The sequence below is a fragment of the Emticicia sp. C21 genome, from assembly GCF_003418935.1.
Lineage (GTDB): Bacteria > Bacteroidota > Bacteroidia > Cytophagales > Spirosomataceae > Emticicia.
Genome location: NZ_QVMT01000002.1, coordinates 312870 through 331588, shown reverse-complemented (window position 1 = coordinate 331588; position 18719 = coordinate 312870). Strand labels below are relative to the sequence as shown.

Sequence of the window (18719 nt, the reverse complement as noted above, 5' to 3'; positions counted from 1 at the left end):
ATATTACGATGCTGGCAGGGTGCAAGGCCTTGTCAGCATTTTTTGAATATATGAGTCAGAAGAGAATCCTCGAAGTACAAAATCTTTGTAAATCTTTTTCGGGAGTAAAAGTTTTAGACAATATCACTTTTAATCTTGAAAAGGGAGAAGTTCATGCGCTGATGGGAGAAAACGGCGCAGGAAAATCTACTTTTATGAAGATTCTGATGGGATTGCTTCCGGCTGATTCGGGTGAAATAATTTTAGGTGGAGAGAAAATACAGCATACCCATGTTCATGAGATGCTGAAACGAGGCATCTCAATGATTCATCAGGAAATATTGATGGTGCCTGAATTAACCATTGCGCAAAACATTTTTTTAGGGAAAGAAATCCATCGTTTCAGTTGGCTAAATGAAAAGGATATTTACAAAAAAACCAGAGAATTACTCAAAACGCTGAATATAAATATCGATGCGAATACCAAAATGAAACATCTGAGCATTGCAGATAAGCAAATGGTAGAAATTGCCAAAGCTATCTCAAACAATGCTAAAATCATTATCATGGACGAGCCCACATCGGCGCTTTCAGATAAAGAAGTTTCTACGCTTTTTGCTATCATTAAAGACTTGACCAGTAAAGGAGTTGCTATTATTTACATTTCACACAAAATGGATGAAATCTATCAGATTTCAGATAGAATTACGGTCTTGCGTGATGGACAATACATTGCTACAAAATCTGCACAAGAACTACCTATCAAATATCTTATCTCTATGATGGTAGGTAGAGAAATAGAAGACATTTTCCCTAAAACCGAACACCCAATTGGTGAAACCATCATTAAAGTTACTAATTTAAGCCAGACAGGAAAATTTGAAAACATCAACTTTGAAGTAAAATCAGGTGAAATTTTAGGAATTGCCGGATTGGTGGGTGCGGGCCGAACCGAAGTTGTGCGGGCAATAGCCGGACTAGACGAATTTAAAGAAGGAGAAATTTTCATTAATGAAGAAAAAGTGACCGTTCCATCACCGAAAGCTGCCATGAAATTGGGTATTGGTTATGTGAGCGAAGACCGTAAAGCATTTGGTTTTATTCCACAATTATCGGTCAAACAAAATATAACTTTATCATCTCTGTCGAGCCTGTCAAATTCATGGTTTGTTTCTGATACACAAGAAGAAGCGTTGGCCAATCAGATGAAGAATAACCTGAAAATTAAGGCATCGAGCATCAACCAGAAATTGATATACCTGAGTGGAGGCAATCAGCAGAAAGTGGTTATTGCCAAAGTTTTGTCATCTTCGCCTCAAATCATTATTTTAGACGAACCCACGCGCGGAATTGATATAGGAGCAAAATTTGAAATTTATAAATTAATCAATGAATTAAAGAGCAAGGGGTTAGCTATTATCCTGATTTCGTCTGAATTGCCTGAAATTTTTGGCATGAGCGACCGGATACTTGTATTGTCAAAAGGCAAACAAACGGCCCTATTATCAAGACAAGAAGCTACCCAGGAAAAAGTCATGCAGTATGCAATACATTAAAAACTTAAAACAATACGGCATTCTTATTGCTTTTTTGGTCGTTTGTGTTACCCTAAGTTCTATCAGTCCCCAGTTTCTGACATTCTCAAACTGGTTAATTATTTTTACCCAGGTGTCAATTAATGCTTTATTGGCTTTTGGGGTTACATTCGTCATTATCACCGGTGGCATCGACCTCTCTATTGGCTCAGTGGTGGCGGTCTCAGGTGTGGCAGCAGCCTTATTAGCCCGACAGGATAGTTATCCGGTTATTGTTCCAATTCTCGGCGGATTATTCGTAGGATTATTATTTGGATTGTTAAATGGTTTATTAATCACCAAAAGTAAAATTGCACCATTCATTGTCACATTAGGCGTGATGACTATTGGTCGGGGATTGGCATTGATTATCAGCAAAGGTCGCCCAATCTCTAATCTTTCGGAGTCATTTAATTTTATAGGTGGGGGTGATATCCTTGGCATTCCATTTCCGATAATTATCTTATTTATCGTATTCATTATTTGTTCAATTGTCTTAAAAAAGACCATCTTCGGGCGCTATGTATATGCTGTTGGAGGCAATCAGCAAGCTGCCTGGGCATCGGGGATTAATGTCAATCAGGTGAAAATGGCAGTCTATGCGCTTTGCGGATTATTGTCAGGTTTAGCAGGTATTCTACTGACATCAAGAATTACCACAGGCCAACCCAATGCCGGAATGAGTTTTGAATTAGATGCCATCGCTGCGGCTGTAATCGGAGGCTCCAGTACTTCAGGAGGTGTGGGGAGTATTCAGGGAACATTGTTTGGTGTAATCCTGATAGGTGTTTTAAATAATGGTTTAGACTTACTCAACGTAAGTTCGTACTACCAGCAGGTAGTGATGGGGGTTATCATCATAGGCGCTGTTTTACTAGATAGTTGGAATCAAAAAATTAAAGATTAATATGAAAAAACTCATCCTTTTTGCCGCAGTTTCATTGCTTCTCTCATGTAATTCGGCTAAAAAAGAAGAAAAGGCAAAAATCAAAGTAGGTGCCACCATGCTCAGTATGCAAAACGAGTTTATTGTCAATATCAGCGATGAGATGCAGAAAAAGGCAGATGAGCTTGGCGTAGAATTGATTCTGGTTGATGCCGAACATTCGCCATTAAAGCAAATAGAACAGGTAGAAAGCTTTATCTCTCAGAAAGTAGATGTAATCATCATGAATCCTTGCGAGGTAGAGGCAAGTTCACCTGGAGTTACCAAGGCATTAGCAGCTAAAATACCCATCGTTAATGTTAATTCAGCAACTAGCACAGCTCCTACCGCTTTTGTGGGTTCAGATGATAGAGAATCCGGCAGAATTGCCATGAAATATATAGCCGAAAAACTGGGAGGGAAAGGAAACGTGGTCATGATTAATGGTTTCATGGGTCAGGCAGCTCAAATCCAAAGAGAAGAAGGTGCCAAAGAAATTCTGAAACAATATCCTGATTTGAAATTAATTGCCAGCCAGACTGCCGAATGGGACAGAGCTAAAGGAATGGATTTAATGCAAAACTGGATTCAGTCTTATGGCTCAAAAATAAACGCAGTGTTCGCTCATAATGATGAAATGGGCTTAGGGGCAGTAAAAGCTCTCCAATCCGCTGGAATGAAAGACAAAGTGGTCGTAGTAAGCATTGATGCCATTCAGGATGGATTGCAGGCTGTTAAAAATGGCTCGTTAGATGCAACAGTTTTTCAGAATGCCAAACAACAGGGGGCAGGCGCCATTGAAGTGGCTCTAAAGTTGGCAAAAAAAGAAGCGGTTGAAAAGGAAGTCATGATTCCGTTTCAGTTAGTTACTAAAAGTAATATCAGTGAGTTTTTGAAATAATTTTATTCACGTACTAACCTATTTTATGAGTATGAAAAAAATTATACTTGTTACTCTCCTTATTCCGGGTCTGGCTTTTGCCCAAAGTCAACAATTGAGAGACTTTCAAACCCCTCCTGATGCGGCCAAACCAAGAGTCTGGTGGCATTGGATGAATGGGAATATCACCAAAGACGGTATTAAAAAAGACCTGGATTGGATGAAAAAGGTAGGTATCGGTGGCTTTCAGAATTTTGATGCCAATTTGTTCACACCAGTAGTGGTGCCTAAGAAGTTGGTATTCATGCAGCCTGACTGGAAAGATGCATTCAAATTCGCAACAGAGCATGCCGATAAAAACGGTCTTGAAATGGCCATTGCAGGCTCTCCCGGTTGGAGTGTAACAGGTGGCCCTTGGGTACAGCCGGAAGACGGCATGAAAAAATATGTCTGGACAGAATTAAAACTTGAAGGCGGAAAACCTTTTGCAGGCAAATTACCACAACCTTCCGGTGCTCTGAGTAATTTTCAGAATGTTGAGGTTTTTGGTGAGGGTTTATCAGGGGGATTTGTAGGGACAAAACCTGATTTTTATAGAGATGCCTTAGTAATTGCTTACCGGATTCCTGCTAAAGAAAAAACTTTGGCAGAACTCAATCCAAAAGTGACATCAAGTGGAGGAGAATTTGACCTCAAAAAACTGACTGATGGTGATTTAAGCAAATCAACACCATTACCACCTAAAGCCATAGACGAAGATATCTGGATTCAGTATGAATTCGATTCGCCGCAAACTTTCAGGGCTTTGTCAGTCGTTGGGGCTAATCATGGTCCTTTAGAACAGTTTAATGGCAGTCCTGAAAACAGGTCTTTACAGGTAAGTGATGACGGAGTTAATTTCAGAGAAGTCACTAAAATACATGGTAGTGCTGTGCCACAAACTACGGTTAGCTTTCCGCCAACTACAGCAAAATATTTTCGATTTGTGTATAAAACCCTGGCAGCCTCTGCCGGATTTGCAGCTATGATGGGAGGTAATGCACCACCTCCACGGCCTGAAGGTGTAAGCGTAGCTGAATTCGTTTTATATACTACTAGCCGCATTGATAAAGCCGAAGATAAAGCAGGTTTTTTGCCATGGACAGAAACCACAGCATCCTATCTGCCTGATAATTCGGATGCAATTGCCGCAGCCGACATTATTGATATAACCGCTAAAATGAGCGCTGATGGTACCTTAAACTGGACGCCCCCCGCAGGAAACTGGATGATTGTCCGTTTGGGCTATTCATTGACAGGTCGTCAAAACCACCCTGCCTCGCCGGAAGCAACGGGCTTAGAGGTAGATAAATTAGACAAAGACGCCGTAAGGAGATATATCAATACCTATCTGGATATGTATAAAGATGCTACAGGTGGTATGATGGGCGCTAAGGGCTTGCAATATATGGTTTTAGACAGTTACGAGGCCGGCCACATGAACTGGACTAAGGCGTTTCCTGAGGCATTTAAAAAACGACGAGGGTATGATTTAATCAAATGGATTCCGGCTTTAACAGGCAGAGTCGTGAAAAGTGCAGAAGATACCGAGAAGTTCTTATGGGATTTCCGTAAAACTGTTGGCGAATTAATAGCGGAGAATCATTACGATGTGATAGGCGAAGAATTGCATAAACGCGGCATGAAGCGTTATACCGAATCACATGAAGGTAAACGTATTTATCTGGCTGATGGTATGGATGTTAAACGCAATGCAGAAGTTCCTATGTCTGCTATGTGGACGCCGGGTAGTTTAGCAGGAGGAGCAAATGAGGAAGTACGAAGTGAAGCAGATATTCGGGAGTCAGCTTCAGTGGCCAATATTTATGGGAAACCTTTCGTAGCTGCCGAATCCATGACTGCGGTACAAAATGCTTTTTCATGGCATCCAGAAAAATTAAAACGCACCGCTGACCTTGAAATGGCATCTGGCTTAAATCGTTTTGTCATTCATACCTCAGTGCATCAGCCACTTGATGATAAAAAACCAGGGTTCTCTCTTGGCCCATTCGGACAGTATTTTACCCGTCAGGAAACATGGGCGGGAGCAGGAGCAAAAGCCTGGATGGATTATCTAGGCAGAAGTTGCTATTTGCTTCAACAAGGCAAAAACGTGGCTGATATTTTATATCTCTATGGTGAAAATACCAATATCACATGGGTTAGCAGAGAAAAACTACCTGATATTCCTGCAGGATTTGAGTATGACTATGTAAACTCATCGGCTTTATTAAATGCCATACAAGCTAAAAATGGTCAGCTAGTAGCTAATAGTGGAAATACCTATAAAGTATTGATGTTGGATGAATCTACAAAGGCTATGACCTTATCAGTTCTGAAAAAAATTAAAGCTTTGGTAGATGGCGGAGCAAAAGTAATCGGAGAAAAGCCAGAAAAATCACCAAGTTTAAGTGATAATGATTCCGAATTTAAAAAACTAGCTAATGAAATCTGGTCTAAGCCTAATGTAACAACCTTTGATAAAGTCAATTTAAAGCCCGATGTAATCATTAGTGGAGCAAAGAATAAAATACTTTACCGTCACCGTCAGAGTGGCTACCAGGATATTTATTGGTTAGATAACCGTGGAGCAGAGCCAACTGATGCAGAGGTAAGTTTCAGAGTAAGTGGAAAAGTACCGGAATTGTGGAATCCTCAAACCGGAAAAACAGAACGGGTTTCCTATAAAATAGTAGACGGTCGGACTATTATTCCGTTGAAATTTGAATCATGGGACGCTTACTTTATTGTTTTCAAAGGTAGTGCTGCAGCTAAGAGTTATACAAAAGCCGCAACCAATGATAAATTAATTTCACCAATTTCAGGCACATGGAAAGTAGACTTCAACAATAAAAAGGTTGATTTTGCAAACCTTAATTCCTGGTCTGAAAACGCAGATGTAGATATTAAGTATTTTTCAGGAACAGCTACTTACGAAAATATATTCAGCCTGCCAGCAGTTGATAAATCAGGCAAATATATTATTGATTTGGGTGATGTGAAGAATATAGCTGAAGTAATTGTAAATGGCAGGAATGTAGGCACAGCCTGGAAAAAACCATTTAAACTGGATATCACGGAAGCTGTAAAGGCAGGCGAAAACAATATCCAGATTAAGGTTACCAACCTTTGGGTGAACAGACTGATTGGTGATGCCCAACCTGATGCCAAGAAAACCACGTTTACTACCATGCCTTTTTATAGAAAGGATGGACAATTATTACCATCAGGATTATTAAGTCCAGTTAACCTCTATTTCAATAAATAAAGGCGCTTTAAATATTAAATCGGAAAATCCCTGAATTGTTAATACCTTTTAGGGATTTTTTGTGAATACTCTTTTTTAAATACTACCTACCATAACCTTAAACAATTTCCATGTCGAAGCATTTATTTAACAAACTATTAATTAAATCAGTCTGTTTCACAGCAGGGATGCTTTTGATTTGGATAGGGCTTAATTCTTTTCTATCAGCTAATATCTGGGATGGGATGACTATCAGCAAATCTGCCTTAACGGTTGAATATTGTGAGTTCAATAACCTAACTCAATTTTTCCATCAACGCATAAATACCTATTCTAATCTATCCTATTTCTTTTTTGGCATTTTGCTTATTCAGATTGCGCGGGAAGATTATAAAAACCAAAATAAAAAATTGCTGAATAGGATGGAGCAATTCCCATTACTATCAGCATTAACGGGCCTCTGCTTTATTTATCTGAGTTTTGGTAGCGCTTTTTTTCACGCCTCTCTTACCTATATAGGGCAGAGAGTAGATATGAACGGGACTTACGGCGTTTCAATTACATTATTAAGCATTGGCATTTATCAGATTTTCCATAAAATACATTTATCTGATACTGCCAAATACATTTGGATTGGCTCATTGGTAGTATTTATCATCGCATTTTTTAAAATCGCCTTACTGATTTCCAGTTCGATTTTGTTACCTGCCATGATTTTATCATTGACTATTATGAATGTGATTAATTATTTTCAATTCCGAAAAGAGCGTTCCATTCTATTAGCCATTCTGAGTTTTGTATTAATTATTGTAGCTATAAAAATCCGTACCCTGGATGTCCAGAAAATAGATTGTAATCCTTATTCATGGTATCAGGGGCATGCTTTATGGCATTTCTTAACTGCTTTGAGTAGTTTTTGTAGTTATGCTTTTTTTAGGTTTAATAAGAGTTAGAAATAAATGAAAAAGTGGATATATAGTTAGTTTGCTGCTTTTTTCACGCAAATATTAAGTACAAAGTATGTAATACAGGAAAGAAGTTTTGCATAAAAAAGGGATGGAAAAATCTCAAATTGTTGTACCTATGTTGTACCAAACAAAAAAGGCAGTCACATTTAATGTAACTGCCTGATTATCAGTGTAGCGGGAACAGTGCTAGCACCCTCTTAATACTCTTCACTTGCAAACACTTGATTTGCAACTATAAACCATTGATTTTAAATCACTTACATTAAAACCTCTCTTCTTTCCCATTAATTTACATTAAAGTAAATATAGTTTTTATTAAGAAAATTGCGTAACCATTGCGTAACCATTTAAAGATATATGTATATTTGTAATAACGATTTACAAACTACTTACTTAAATAATAATGGCTACTGCATTTTTTCGTTTACGTAAAGCAAATGACAAGAAACCACAAATTATTTATATTGGATTGAAATACGGTACAGACCAGTTAATTGTACCCACTGGTATAAAAGTACTACCTAAACATTGGGACTTTGACAAAAGTAAAATTAAGCAGGTGGCTCTACCGGAACTCAATTTGCAACCGAATATATTACAAAGAAAGTCTAAGGAAACCGACATAATTAGTTTTACTAATAACTACCTATACAGCTTAGCGGAATTTGTTAATACTAAATCAAATTTAGAAAAAGAGGTTTTAAAAGTAGAAATTGAAAACTACCTTAATGGGAAAGATGAAATTGAGCAATTTGCATCTGATCTTAATTCATTTATAAATGGCATTATAATCAACTCTAGGAGCAAAAAGAAGAAACTATCTAAAGAAGATTTAATCAATCAAATAGAAGCCTTTCTTCGACCTCCCGCAAAAGGTCTTACTTTATTTAATTACATAGAATCCTTTATTGAAGATTCAATAAAAGGCAGGCGGTTAATTGACGGGGCCAACGTAAACGAAAGAACTATTAAACGTTATCGCACTACTCAAAGTATTTTACAAGAATTCGCTAAAGGTTATAAACGTACTATTGATTTTAACACAATAGATATAGACTTCTACAAAGATTTTAATTCATATATGGCTAAGGTGAAAGATTATGCACCTGCTACAATGGGGAAACACGTTTCAACTTTAAAAACCTTTTTAAGAGAAGCGACTGAAAATGGTATTAATACAAACCTCAAATTTCAATCAAAAGCTTTTAAAGTAGTTGAAACTGAATCTCATAGCATAGCTCTTACAGAAGATGAATTAAAATCCTTATATGACTTAGATTTAAGTAAAATTCCACGATTAGAGAAAGTAAGAGATTTGTTTATAGTAGGCGCTAATACGGGATTAAGGTTCTCAGATTTTACTGATATTAAACCTGAGAATATCAAATATAGAGAAAATGGTTTAATCCTTGATATTCTTCAATTCAAAACTAAAAATCAAGTTATAGTACCTTTAAATGATACCGTAGTCACACTTCTAAAAAAGTATAATAACCATCTTCCAGAAGCAATTAGCAATCAAAAGTTCAATGATTATATTAAAGAGATTGCAGTAATGGTTGAAGCCCTCAAAGAACCTCAAATAAGGGCCCTTACAAAGGGAGGAAAACAATTTGAAGAAGTTATTCCTAAATGGCAATTAATATCAAGTCATACAGCACGCAGATCGTTTGCAACTAATGCATATGAGAGAGGCACTCCCGCTTATTCATTAATGCAAATAACAGGACATAAAACGGAAAAATCATTTCTGAAGTATATAAAAACTTCTAAAACTAAACACGCTGAAATCGTAAGAAAGCATTTGTAAGTTTACCTATGGAAACAATAGAAAAAATAGTGGAATTATCTCTCCTAAATGCAATAAAAGAAGAAGATATAAAATATAACGACTTGGCAGCGAAAATCACATTTTATAACCAAAAAGAAAGTTTAGAAGAAAAATGTAATTTTTGGCATGAAAATAAGATTCCGCTTGATTCATCTTCCCAAAGTTTTTTCCAAGAAATAGATACAGCAGAGTTACCATGTTTTCCAAATTCAGATAATGAGATTCATTATTATCAAGAGTGGTTATTAAGAAAAGAATGTAAAGATTGGGAAGGTGAATCTTTTGATATAATATTACCTGAAAATGAAAAAAATACTCAATCAAATAAAAGAAGAATTATTATTACTTCATTTGAAAAATTACTTGAAAATCTAAAAATAAGATTAAAGGATAATAATTTTAAAGTAATTATAGAAAATGAATTAAAATTACAGAAACAGGATTTACAAGATGTTTTAAGAAGGCCTTATTTATATAATTTTGACAATAGTTTATTTGAAAAACTAATGGCAAATCAACCTCTTCATGAGCTATTATTTAAATTTAACAGGCCTGAGAAATATGACGCTTTACGGAAATTTGCAATAATATGGGACAAAGCAAAATATGTACTATTTTTAGAAAAAGCCATATACAATATAAAAAATGTATTACCAGTAAATGATATATCATTAAATCCTATTTCTAAACAGGTAAAATCTAAACTACCTAATTCACGCCAAAAAAGCTTTTGTATAAATTTCCTTAAATTTTTAAATGAAGGAATAACTACTACCCAAGCAGTCAATATGGCTAGTAAGAAATCTAAATATTCAGAACGTAATGGCATGATTATTTATGAAAAAATTAAAAATGGAGAATTAATTTTTAAAGAATTAAGTGAAAAATTAAAAAAATAAACCAATCTACATAACCATTTCACTATCAGACAATTACCCCCTGTTTTTTCACTGAAATATTGCACTATTAAGTTATTAAAATATTAGTTTTAAATACCTTAATGTATCTTAATTTGTGCTTCACTAATTAATAATTATATGAAGCACACATTCTTAAATCCCTATGAAGTAATCTTTGAAAAGCTTCAATCAATAGAAAGTACTTTAGTAGATTTAAAGCCTCAATCTATATCTCAATCATCAATACCGCCTGAAGAAAAATTCCTGGATGTAAAACAAACTGCTGAGCTTTTTGGAGTTTCGACTGTTTCAATCTGGGCTTGGGAAAAAGCCCAGATTCTTAAGTCATATCGAATTGGAAATTTAAAGCGGTTTAAATATTCCGAACTTCTCGAGAGTCCTAAACTCATTAATAGGAGATAATATGATTGATGGAATAAAATCTCTTTGCGTAAAAACCGATGCAGAATTGTTATTAAATAATTCAATTCTGAAAAAGTTCTGGAAAATGGAGGTCCAGACACAAACTGGCGCAGTATGTAAAGACTACGTAAATTATAAAGGACTACAATTTATTCATAAACAAGGATTAATACAATTGAGAGGGAGTATACACAAATACTTTAATTCAGGGCTTTATAATTTTGATGATTTTTATTGCATTAACTGTATTAATACAATAAAGGAATTAGGTTGTGATTTTGAAATTGATTTAAACCAGACCGAAATTCACAATTTGGAATTTGGGGTTAATATTAGTTTGCCTTTTAAAGTTGCATTACTATTGGAAAACTTACTTACATATAAGGGCAATTGCTTTGAAAAGAAAGTTGAAGATACAATAGATTATTATGAGGCAAAAATGAGCCAATTTAATATCAAATTATATGATAAGGGAAAGCAGAACAGATTACCTCATAATTTGTTGAGATTCGAAATAAAGGTAAAGAAAAAGCAATATTTTGAAAGATATAATTTACCTATTAACTCTTTATCAGACTTACTTAACAGTAATATATACCCGAAACTAGCAGAAATTTTAGTCTTAACTTTTAATGAAATTTTATTTGGTGATAACAGAATAGAAGTTTCAAGTCTATCAATAATAGAAAAAGCTGTCTTTTTTAAAGGAAGTAATATAAATACGTGGATTGGGAAAAGTGAAAACGAAAAAATGAAGAAACAAAGACAAAGATTCAAAAAGAACTTCTTTGAGTTACTAAAAGATCATAGGGTTGGAATTAATTTTCAAGAAATAGCAATGCAAAGTATATTAAAGAAATCATTAAAAGTATCCCAATTATATCTATCAGATAATTCAGAGATTTCAAACATTAAAAGTAGTATAAATGTCCCGAATCTACATTTTAAATACATGGTAGAAACGGGACAAATTTCCTAGTCCTATGGAAGAAAAAGATATAAAAGAGCAATTTATTTTATTAAGAGCAGAAGGATGTTCTTTTAACAAAATTGCCAAAAAATTGAATAAGGCTAAAGGCACTCTTCTTGAATGGAATAAAGAGTTAGCAGAAGAGATTTCTAATTGCAAAGCCTTACAATTAGAAAGTCTATATGAGAAGTATTTTCTTCTTCAAGAGAGCCGTTTACAATTATTTGGAGAAGTTTTGCTTGTAATAAAGAAAGAATTAGCAAAAAGAAATTTTGCTAATATATCAACTGAAAAATTATTAGAATTTCTGCTAAAGTACTATTCCTTACTAAAGGAGGAGTATATAGAACCTAAATTTAGCACTGAAAGTGAAATTCAGGAAAAGAAAACTGAAAGATTAGATTTAGAAAAATTCATTTCAAGGCTTTCTAAAAAAGAAACATAAAACCATTTTTGAACTGATTTTGAACCATGAATGAAATAAATTCTCTTAAAGCAAGTGATATAAAACAATTACTATTGAAAATATATATACAATATAAAAAGGGTGAAATAACTCATTCAATAGCATATAAAGAATCATTTTTACTAAACTCTATTCTAAAGGCTATTCAGATAACTGATTTAGAAAAAAAACTTGAAACGATAGAATCAATTTTACATAAAAATGAAGAATATAAATAACATTTTAACAAGAGGTTCAGCTAAACAAAGAGTCTTGTTATACTTCGAAAATTTATTCATAGAATCAATTGATAAGCGACCAGGAGTAAAAGGCTTTTTAACAAAAGAAGAGCAACAACGTCTTCGTAATAGTTTCAAAAAAAAAGATGAAATGATATTATTCCATAAATACTATAATGCATATGATGCTTCTATTGTCGCAATAGGTAAACTAGCAGTCTTGCATTTAGAATTTGTAGCTTTAGCTGCATCACTGCCTTTACTATATGCGATACATCAAGACCACCGACAACTGCTAGAGACTATAAATCGAGTATATTGTGAATTAATAACTAATCTAAAAGTTGAAAAGTATGAATGTGAAAGCATCAATACTACTCTTGCTTTTAGTAGTTTAATACAAAGTGAGGATGGTTTTTTTGATATAGAGTATACTGATGATATGGAAATAATAAGTAAAAGAAAAAGTTATAGAGAAGAGGCTATTAAGTCATTAATAAAAGTAAAATCTGCAATAAATGCTATAGAAGAGTATCTATCAGAAATGGAATTTGATATTGAAGCATATAATAATTTTTTAAAAGATACTGCTGAAGATTGTAATAAACGTGCTCAAATTGCAAGGAGTAATATTTTTTATCATGAAATAGAAATAGATAAAGATTATTCTATCGAATTTAGAAATTATTTCGTATTTTAATCCTGAGAAATTTTATTTTTGTGTTAGTGTTATAAAATTTTAAGCTATAGAGTAAAAAATAGTAATAAAAGACATATTAGTTTTTAGCGTTTAGCGAAACAAACCTGTATCCTGAAAGGTCGAAAATTCAAGTTACACAGGGGTAGTTGAGCCAAGCGTCCACCGTATGCGTGGACGCTGTTCTCTACTTTGTGTAACAGGGATTCGACCCCCTCAGGATGCAAGTAGCGGCAGCGTTTCACGCTTTTTTATTTGCAATATGGGTGGTAAAATCTAATGTTTAATTATAAATCAATTACAAAATGAAAAAAATGCTTACTCTTCTTTTTCTATCTTATGCTTTATTTTCTTGCACTGGGCCTAAAAGTATACCTATAAAAGGAGCTTATTTAGAGAAACCTTTCACGGTATATTCTGAAAAATCAGTCGAAGATGTTTGGTCAAAAGTGATAGATATTTTTGCCACTTCTGGAATTACAATTAAGATAATTGATAAGTCAAGTGGATTAATAGTAACTGATGATTATTCTTTTCTAAAATCTTATACTTTTGAAACAACAGGTGGAAACTTCAAAAACCGAATGCTTGGGTAGTTTGCAGTACATTAATGAATGGGTTAGGAGAAACAATGATTCCAGAAAAAATAACAGGTAGCTGGAATGTCAGAGTAAAGCCAGAAAATAATAAAACTGTTATAAATATTAATATAACCAACTTAACTGCAAGCCGCTATTTCCCTCCTTCTCAATATACTGCTTCAAGAACTCTTTACTTAGATGTAAAATCTACAGGCAAGTTTGAGGGAATGATTGCTGAAATGATTAAATAAATTAAACAACCATTTGAATTAATTACTTAAAAAGTAGGGCAAAAGAGGTTGTAAATATATTTTCCAAATGAAAAATATATATTAATCAGCCCTACTTATTTGAACAAAATGCTGACTTCTTTAAAACGACAGCTTACAATAAAGGGTTTTGAATAGTTTATAAGTAATGGTTTAAAAGACTAAAATGTTCATAAAATTATCATATAATCAACGCTAAAATAATAATTTAGATTCTTCCTTATTCGAAGCTACAAGTAAGAACATGTTTAAAAATTAAATTTGTCATTTTTCATAATCGGTTGAGAATTATTTGGCAATTGACCCACAAAATCCAAGCTTCTGCACTTTTAGTGGTTTTTTCATAGTCTTTTGAGTGCCTTCTGAAGAAATTTAGCCATCCAAAAGTTCTTTCATTAACCCATCTCCACTTTACAGGAACAAACCCTCTTTCTGTGGGTGGCTTTGAAGCGAACTCTACTTCTAAGCCAATAATATTATTTTGAACCCAATCGTAAAAAACCTTTTTGTAAGCATCATCGACTAGTACTTTTCGCTTCGGCGATCCGATTCATTCTTTTTAAATAACCTAAACAATGCTCTATCAATAGATGAGCCTTTGTCCCATCATGGATATCTGCTGCATGTACAATCACTCCCCACACTAAGCCAAGTGTATCAACAATAAGGTGCCTTTTTCGACCATTAATAAGTTTATTGACATCAATACCTTTATGTTGACTTATAAAAGCAACTGATTTAATTGACTGACTAGCAATACATAATAAACTTGGTGTTGCTTCTTTGTTTTGACGTGTTCTCTCTTTTGCATTTAGAGAACTATTGAGTCTCTCTAAAGTTCCGTTTGCTTTCCATCTGCGAAAGTAATAATAGATAACTTGCCAGGTTAATTTGGAATGATTTAGATTTCTCCATTGGGTTCCTGTCCGAAGAATTTCTAGTATTCCATTTACAACATCTCTTAAATTATGTTTACGTTTTCTAGTATCCTTTAAAATTTCTTTAATAACTTGCCATTGGGCATCAGTCAATTCCTCGAATTGAGTTTGCATTAAATTTTGAGTTTGGTCGCTTTAAATTTAAGCAACTGATGCCCTTTCTTCAAAATTTAAACATCCTCTAAAATGCGTCTAATCCATTATTTAAAGTTACTGCTACTCTGCTTTTAATATCAGTTTTATAACTACTTATCTGCAAATATTTAAAGGTTTATATTCTATAAACTTAGTTGTCAAACATGATAAATTATAATAATATTCGATAACTTAATATAAGCTTTAATTAATAACCAACATTTATTTGACCGAATAATAAAAACACTAGTATTGATATCTTATTTATCCTAAATTTTCTTACATTTAAGAATTTGATGTCAAACTCATATCTCAAAAGAGTATAATGGCATTACCATATACTACCTGCAACCTCCGTAAAAATTTGTTTCTATCAACCTAATTAGCCGCTATGACAAATCCGAAAAAATTCTTTGCTCTACTTGTGGGCATTGACAAATACCCTGATGGCATTCCACAACTGAGTGGTTGTGTAAACGATATTCTGTCAATAGAAAAAATCCTGCTGGAAAAATATAGCCATTTACAGCCTGCTATACAAACGCTTTCAAACGAAAAAGCTACAAGAAAAGCTATTATTGATGCTTTCAGAACTCACTTATCCAAGGCTTCGGCGCAGGATACGGTCTTATTCTACTATTCAGGGCATGGCTCTACCGAAAACTCCCCTCAGGCTTTCTGGGAAATAGAGCCGAGCCGGAAAAACGAAACATTAGTTTGCTATGATAGCCGACAAGCAGGCGGGTCTGATCTGGCAGATAAAGAATTGGCCGTTTTGCTGGCTGAAATAGGCAAAAAGACCCAACAGATTGTTGTATGTCTGGATTCCTGCCATTCGGGTTCTGGTACAAGAGACACCGTACATCTGGCTGCTGTACGCCAGATTCCAAAAGATGCCAATACGCGATTTTTAGAGAGTTATCTGGACGGATATTACGAGCGACAGTTGCTGGAAACTGGTGAAATAAGTGTCCCACGTACCACTCATGTATTATTGTCGGCCTGTCAAAATACTGAAAAAGCGTATGAAAATGACGAGCGTCATGGCGTGTTTACCAGTGCATTGGTAGCCTGTCTGAAAAACGTATCCGGAGGCGGAATTACTTATGCCGAATTATTTTCAAAAATTTCTATAGAGGTAAGAAATAAACAGAGGGTTCAGCATCCTAACTTTGAATATTTTAATCAGTTCAATCCGCATACTTTATTTTTAACCAATACTATTTCGGATAGGATACGAACTTTCCCGATTTATTATAATAAAGCTGCAAAGCAATGGAAAGCCGGGAAGGGGGCTTTGCATGGGCTTCCGATCGAAAATGCAGACACTATTAAAATCTGGATTTTTGGAGCGTCAGAAACTAATTTAGAGGCGAGTAATAAAATGGCTGAAGCCGTATTGGATGATATTGAGCCCGAAGAAGCTACTTTAAAAAGAATAGATAGTAATTTGAATACAGAGAAATCTTATATAGGTCTTCAGGTAGCTGGCGGCTTGAAAAATGCTTCTGTTTATTCATTTGCACCAGTAGAAGGTTTAACTGCTTTATTTGAATATGATGCATCAGAACATCCTGATCAGGCTGATTACTGGCTATTGAAAGAAGGGGCTCTTTATAAAATTGTGCATAGGTTAAGTATTAAACTTATTGCGCAAAGCATACATAGTCAAGACATAAACTCGGCTTTACAAAAAATTGCCCGTTGGGAAAACCTAAAGAAATTGCGGAATCCAAAATCAAAAATTCCGGCCGATACTATCGAAGTAATCTTTAAAGTGGCATATCAGGAATTTAAAGAAAATAAGATAGAAATACCCTTAGGTACTGATAGTGAAGGAAATACGGAGTTTCGTGAGTATGATATCGAAGTAATTAATAATACAACGAAAAGCCTGTATTTTAATACAGTGTTTGTCTCGCCACTTTATGGGATTATCAGCATGAACAAAGCGAGTACGGTTATTCCAAGCGGAGAAAAAGGATACCTTGTTAAAGAAAGTAAATTAGGTTTTTTTGAGAGTCAGAAAAACGATACGGAAAGTAATGGATTATTTAAAATAATAGCTAGTACACAGGATATAGACCTGTCAGCTTTTATTCAGAGTAACTTCTCTTTAAATGTTGATTTTTCACAAAATGGGAAGGGAGAACCAAGAAGCTCCTTCAGAGGTGGCAAATTTATAGATGAAGCCAATCCGAATAATTCAAATAGTTTAGATTGGGTAGTTGCTAAAGATATTAATCTGAGAATGATTAAATCTGTGCATCAGATAAAACCATCGGAAACATTAACCATTGCAGAGAATAATATTAGTTTTCAAGCGCATAAGAATCTTAAAGCCGATGTTACATTTTCTCAGTTTTTCGACGCTGGCAGAAGCGCTCAGAGTTCGACGTTTATAGCAGAAAGTGCTGCTAAAAATCATGGATTTGCGCTCGTCGATTTAGTTGGTAACACAAGGTCTCTTTCTTCTCAAATTATCGAATTGCAAAACATTGAAGGAGATGTATCACCAGAGTCACCTCTTATTCTGACTATTACCAATAAAACAATTGCTGAGGAAGAACTCGTAGTACCGGTTGCCATAGTTGATAGTGAGTTAGTTGTGATGGGCTCAAGCAAGGTTATTGAGAATGGATCAAGGGAGGTTTATATCGAACAACTACCTGAAGCTTCTCCTCAGCAAAGCTTTGCTATCACAACCAGAAGTATCGGCAGAGCTATTAAATTCTGCCTGATGAAAATAGTGTTTAAGGTAAATCCTTCCAAGTATTTTCAACTTCGCCGGATAGATTTTGATAAAGGAAAAGCAGAGCGGACAACTGACGATATTAAAGAGAAAGTAGCAGAAGCTAATACGATTGTATTATTGGTTCATGGAATTATCGGCGATACAGAAGCCATGATTCCGTTTATCAGTAAAGTTGTAAAGGCAGATAGACAGAAAGAGGCAAAGTATGACCTGGCGCTGACATTCGACTATGAATGTCTGAACACCCCCATAGAAGAGATTGCTGCTAACCTGATTAATGAACTATCTAATATTGGGATAAGTGAGACTTCAGGTAAAAAAGTAACGATTGTGGCTCACTCAATGGGAGGATTGGTGTCACGCTATCTGATTGAAAAACTCGGGAAAGGTAAATTGGTTGAAAAATTGATTATGGCAGGAACTCCCAATGGAGGGTCTGCTCTGGGAGCAATACCGGGTTATCTTTCCTTTGCTTCAGATGCCCTCACCTTTGGGTTAGGACTGGCCTTTGCCGCTCCCTATTTATCCTGGGCTGCAGGTTTGATTGTGGTCTTACGCAAAAGTACAACAATTACACACACATTAGCGCAAATGGATCGCGCCTCTGGTTTTATCAGAGATTTGAACATTGCTAACGACCCCCATATTGCGTATTATATTCTGGCGGGGCGCATTGATAAATATGTAGTTGATGGTGAAAAATGGTTTGACCGAGCAGGAAAAAGACTATTACTAAGTATTGGTAATGTATTTCATGAAGGGGAAGAACATGATATAGCAGTTTATACTGCTGATATCAAACGGGTTGATGGTATGCGCTCGCCAAAGCCGGTTAAAGAAGAACCTGGCTGCCCTCACGTGCTGTATTATGAAGAATCAGGTAGTGTTGAGATGATGCATAAATGGTTGTTAGAATAATTTAGCT

At 35.0% G+C, this 18719-nt stretch carries 16 protein-coding genes; 15 read left to right on the top strand and 1 reads right to left on the bottom strand.

Translation table 11 applies throughout. The features are described 5' to 3' along the window. Window positions 1-50: 50 nt before the first annotated feature. From D0T08_RS06195 to D0T08_RS06130, 14 genes are all read left to right on the top strand, one after another. Window positions 51-1535, top strand: a complete 1485-nt coding sequence (locus D0T08_RS06195; RefSeq protein ID WP_116982020.1) for a sugar ABC transporter ATP-binding protein — start codon at window positions 51-53, stop codon at window positions 1533-1535. Continuing rightward, the gene (locus D0T08_RS06190; RefSeq protein ID WP_116981734.1) at window positions 1522-2460 is read left to right on the top strand and encodes an ABC transporter permease; all 939 of its coding nucleotides are present in this window, start codon (window positions 1522-1524) and stop codon (window positions 2458-2460) included. Before D0T08_RS06195 ends, D0T08_RS06190 begins: the two co-directional genes overlap by 14 nt. A gap of 1 nt (window position 2461) precedes the next feature. Further along, on the top strand, window positions 2462-3379 hold the full coding sequence (locus D0T08_RS06185; protein ID WP_116981733.1) for a sugar ABC transporter substrate-binding protein: 918 nt from the start codon (window positions 2462-2464) through the stop codon (window positions 3377-3379). 31 nt (window positions 3380-3410) lie between these two features. Then, on the top strand, window positions 3411-6665 hold the full coding sequence (locus D0T08_RS06180) for a glycosyl hydrolase (RefSeq protein ID WP_116982019.1): 3255 nt from the start codon (window positions 3411-3413) through the stop codon (window positions 6663-6665). 110 nt (window positions 6666-6775) lie between these two features. Beyond that, the gene (locus D0T08_RS06175; RefSeq protein ID WP_116981732.1) at window positions 6776-7597 is read left to right on the top strand and encodes a ceramidase domain-containing protein; all 822 of its coding nucleotides are present in this window, start codon (window positions 6776-6778) and stop codon (window positions 7595-7597) included. Window positions 7598-8015: 418 nt separating this feature from the next. Beyond that, the gene (locus D0T08_RS06170; protein ID WP_116981731.1) at window positions 8016-9422 is read left to right on the top strand and encodes a site-specific integrase; all 1407 of its coding nucleotides are present in this window, start codon (window positions 8016-8018) and stop codon (window positions 9420-9422) included. Between the two features lie 8 nt (window positions 9423-9430). Further along, entirely contained in the window at window positions 9431-10342 is a 912-nt protein-coding gene (locus tag D0T08_RS06165; protein ID WP_116981730.1) for a hypothetical protein, read from the top strand. Between the two features lie 138 nt (window positions 10343-10480). Next, window positions 10481-10765 (top strand): helix-turn-helix domain-containing protein, encoded by a 285-nt coding sequence (locus D0T08_RS06160; protein ID WP_116981729.1) that lies wholly within the window; start codon window positions 10481-10483, stop codon window positions 10763-10765. Window position 10766: 1 nt separating this feature from the next. Then, on the top strand, window positions 10767-11744 hold the full coding sequence (locus D0T08_RS06155) for a hypothetical protein (RefSeq protein ID WP_116981728.1): 978 nt from the start codon (window positions 10767-10769) through the stop codon (window positions 11742-11744). A gap of 4 nt (window positions 11745-11748) precedes the next feature. Next, window positions 11749-12180 carry a hypothetical protein gene (locus D0T08_RS06150; protein ID WP_116981727.1) on the top strand — a complete coding sequence of 144 codons (432 nt, stop codon included), beginning with the start codon at window positions 11749-11751 and terminating at the stop codon, window positions 12178-12180. Window positions 12181-12206: 26 nt separating this feature from the next. Then, a complete protein-coding gene (locus tag D0T08_RS06145) occupies window positions 12207-12419 on the top strand; it encodes a hypothetical protein (protein ID WP_116981726.1) in 213 nt (70 codons plus the stop codon). Further along, on the top strand, window positions 12403-13119 hold the full coding sequence (locus D0T08_RS06140) for a hypothetical protein (RefSeq protein ID WP_116981725.1): 717 nt from the start codon (window positions 12403-12405) through the stop codon (window positions 13117-13119). Before D0T08_RS06145 ends, D0T08_RS06140 begins: the two co-directional genes overlap by 17 nt. Window positions 13120-13421: 302 nt before the next feature. Continuing rightward, window positions 13422-13712 carry a hypothetical protein gene (locus D0T08_RS06135; protein ID WP_116981724.1) on the top strand — a complete coding sequence of 97 codons (291 nt, stop codon included), beginning with the start codon at window positions 13422-13424 and terminating at the stop codon, window positions 13710-13712. A gap of 35 nt (window positions 13713-13747) precedes the next feature. Beyond that, window positions 13748-13948, top strand: coding sequence for a hypothetical protein (locus tag D0T08_RS06130; protein WP_147322719.1), 201 nt, complete (start codon window positions 13748-13750; stop codon window positions 13946-13948). 533 nt (window positions 13949-14481) lie between these two features. Here D0T08_RS06130 and D0T08_RS06120 read toward each other — a convergent pair. Continuing rightward, the gene (locus tag D0T08_RS06120; RefSeq protein ID WP_116981722.1) at window positions 14482-15018 is read right to left on the bottom strand and encodes an IS5 family transposase; all 537 of its coding nucleotides are present in this window, start codon (window positions 15016-15018) and stop codon (window positions 14482-14484) included. Between the two features lie 412 nt (window positions 15019-15430). On the opposite strand from D0T08_RS06120, the gene D0T08_RS06115 reads away from it, so the two are divergent. Continuing rightward, complete coding sequence (locus D0T08_RS06115; RefSeq protein ID WP_116981721.1) at window positions 15431-18712, top strand: caspase family protein; 3282 nt, start codon at window positions 15431-15433, stop codon at window positions 18710-18712. The last annotated feature ends 7 nt before the right edge of the window (window positions 18713-18719 follow it).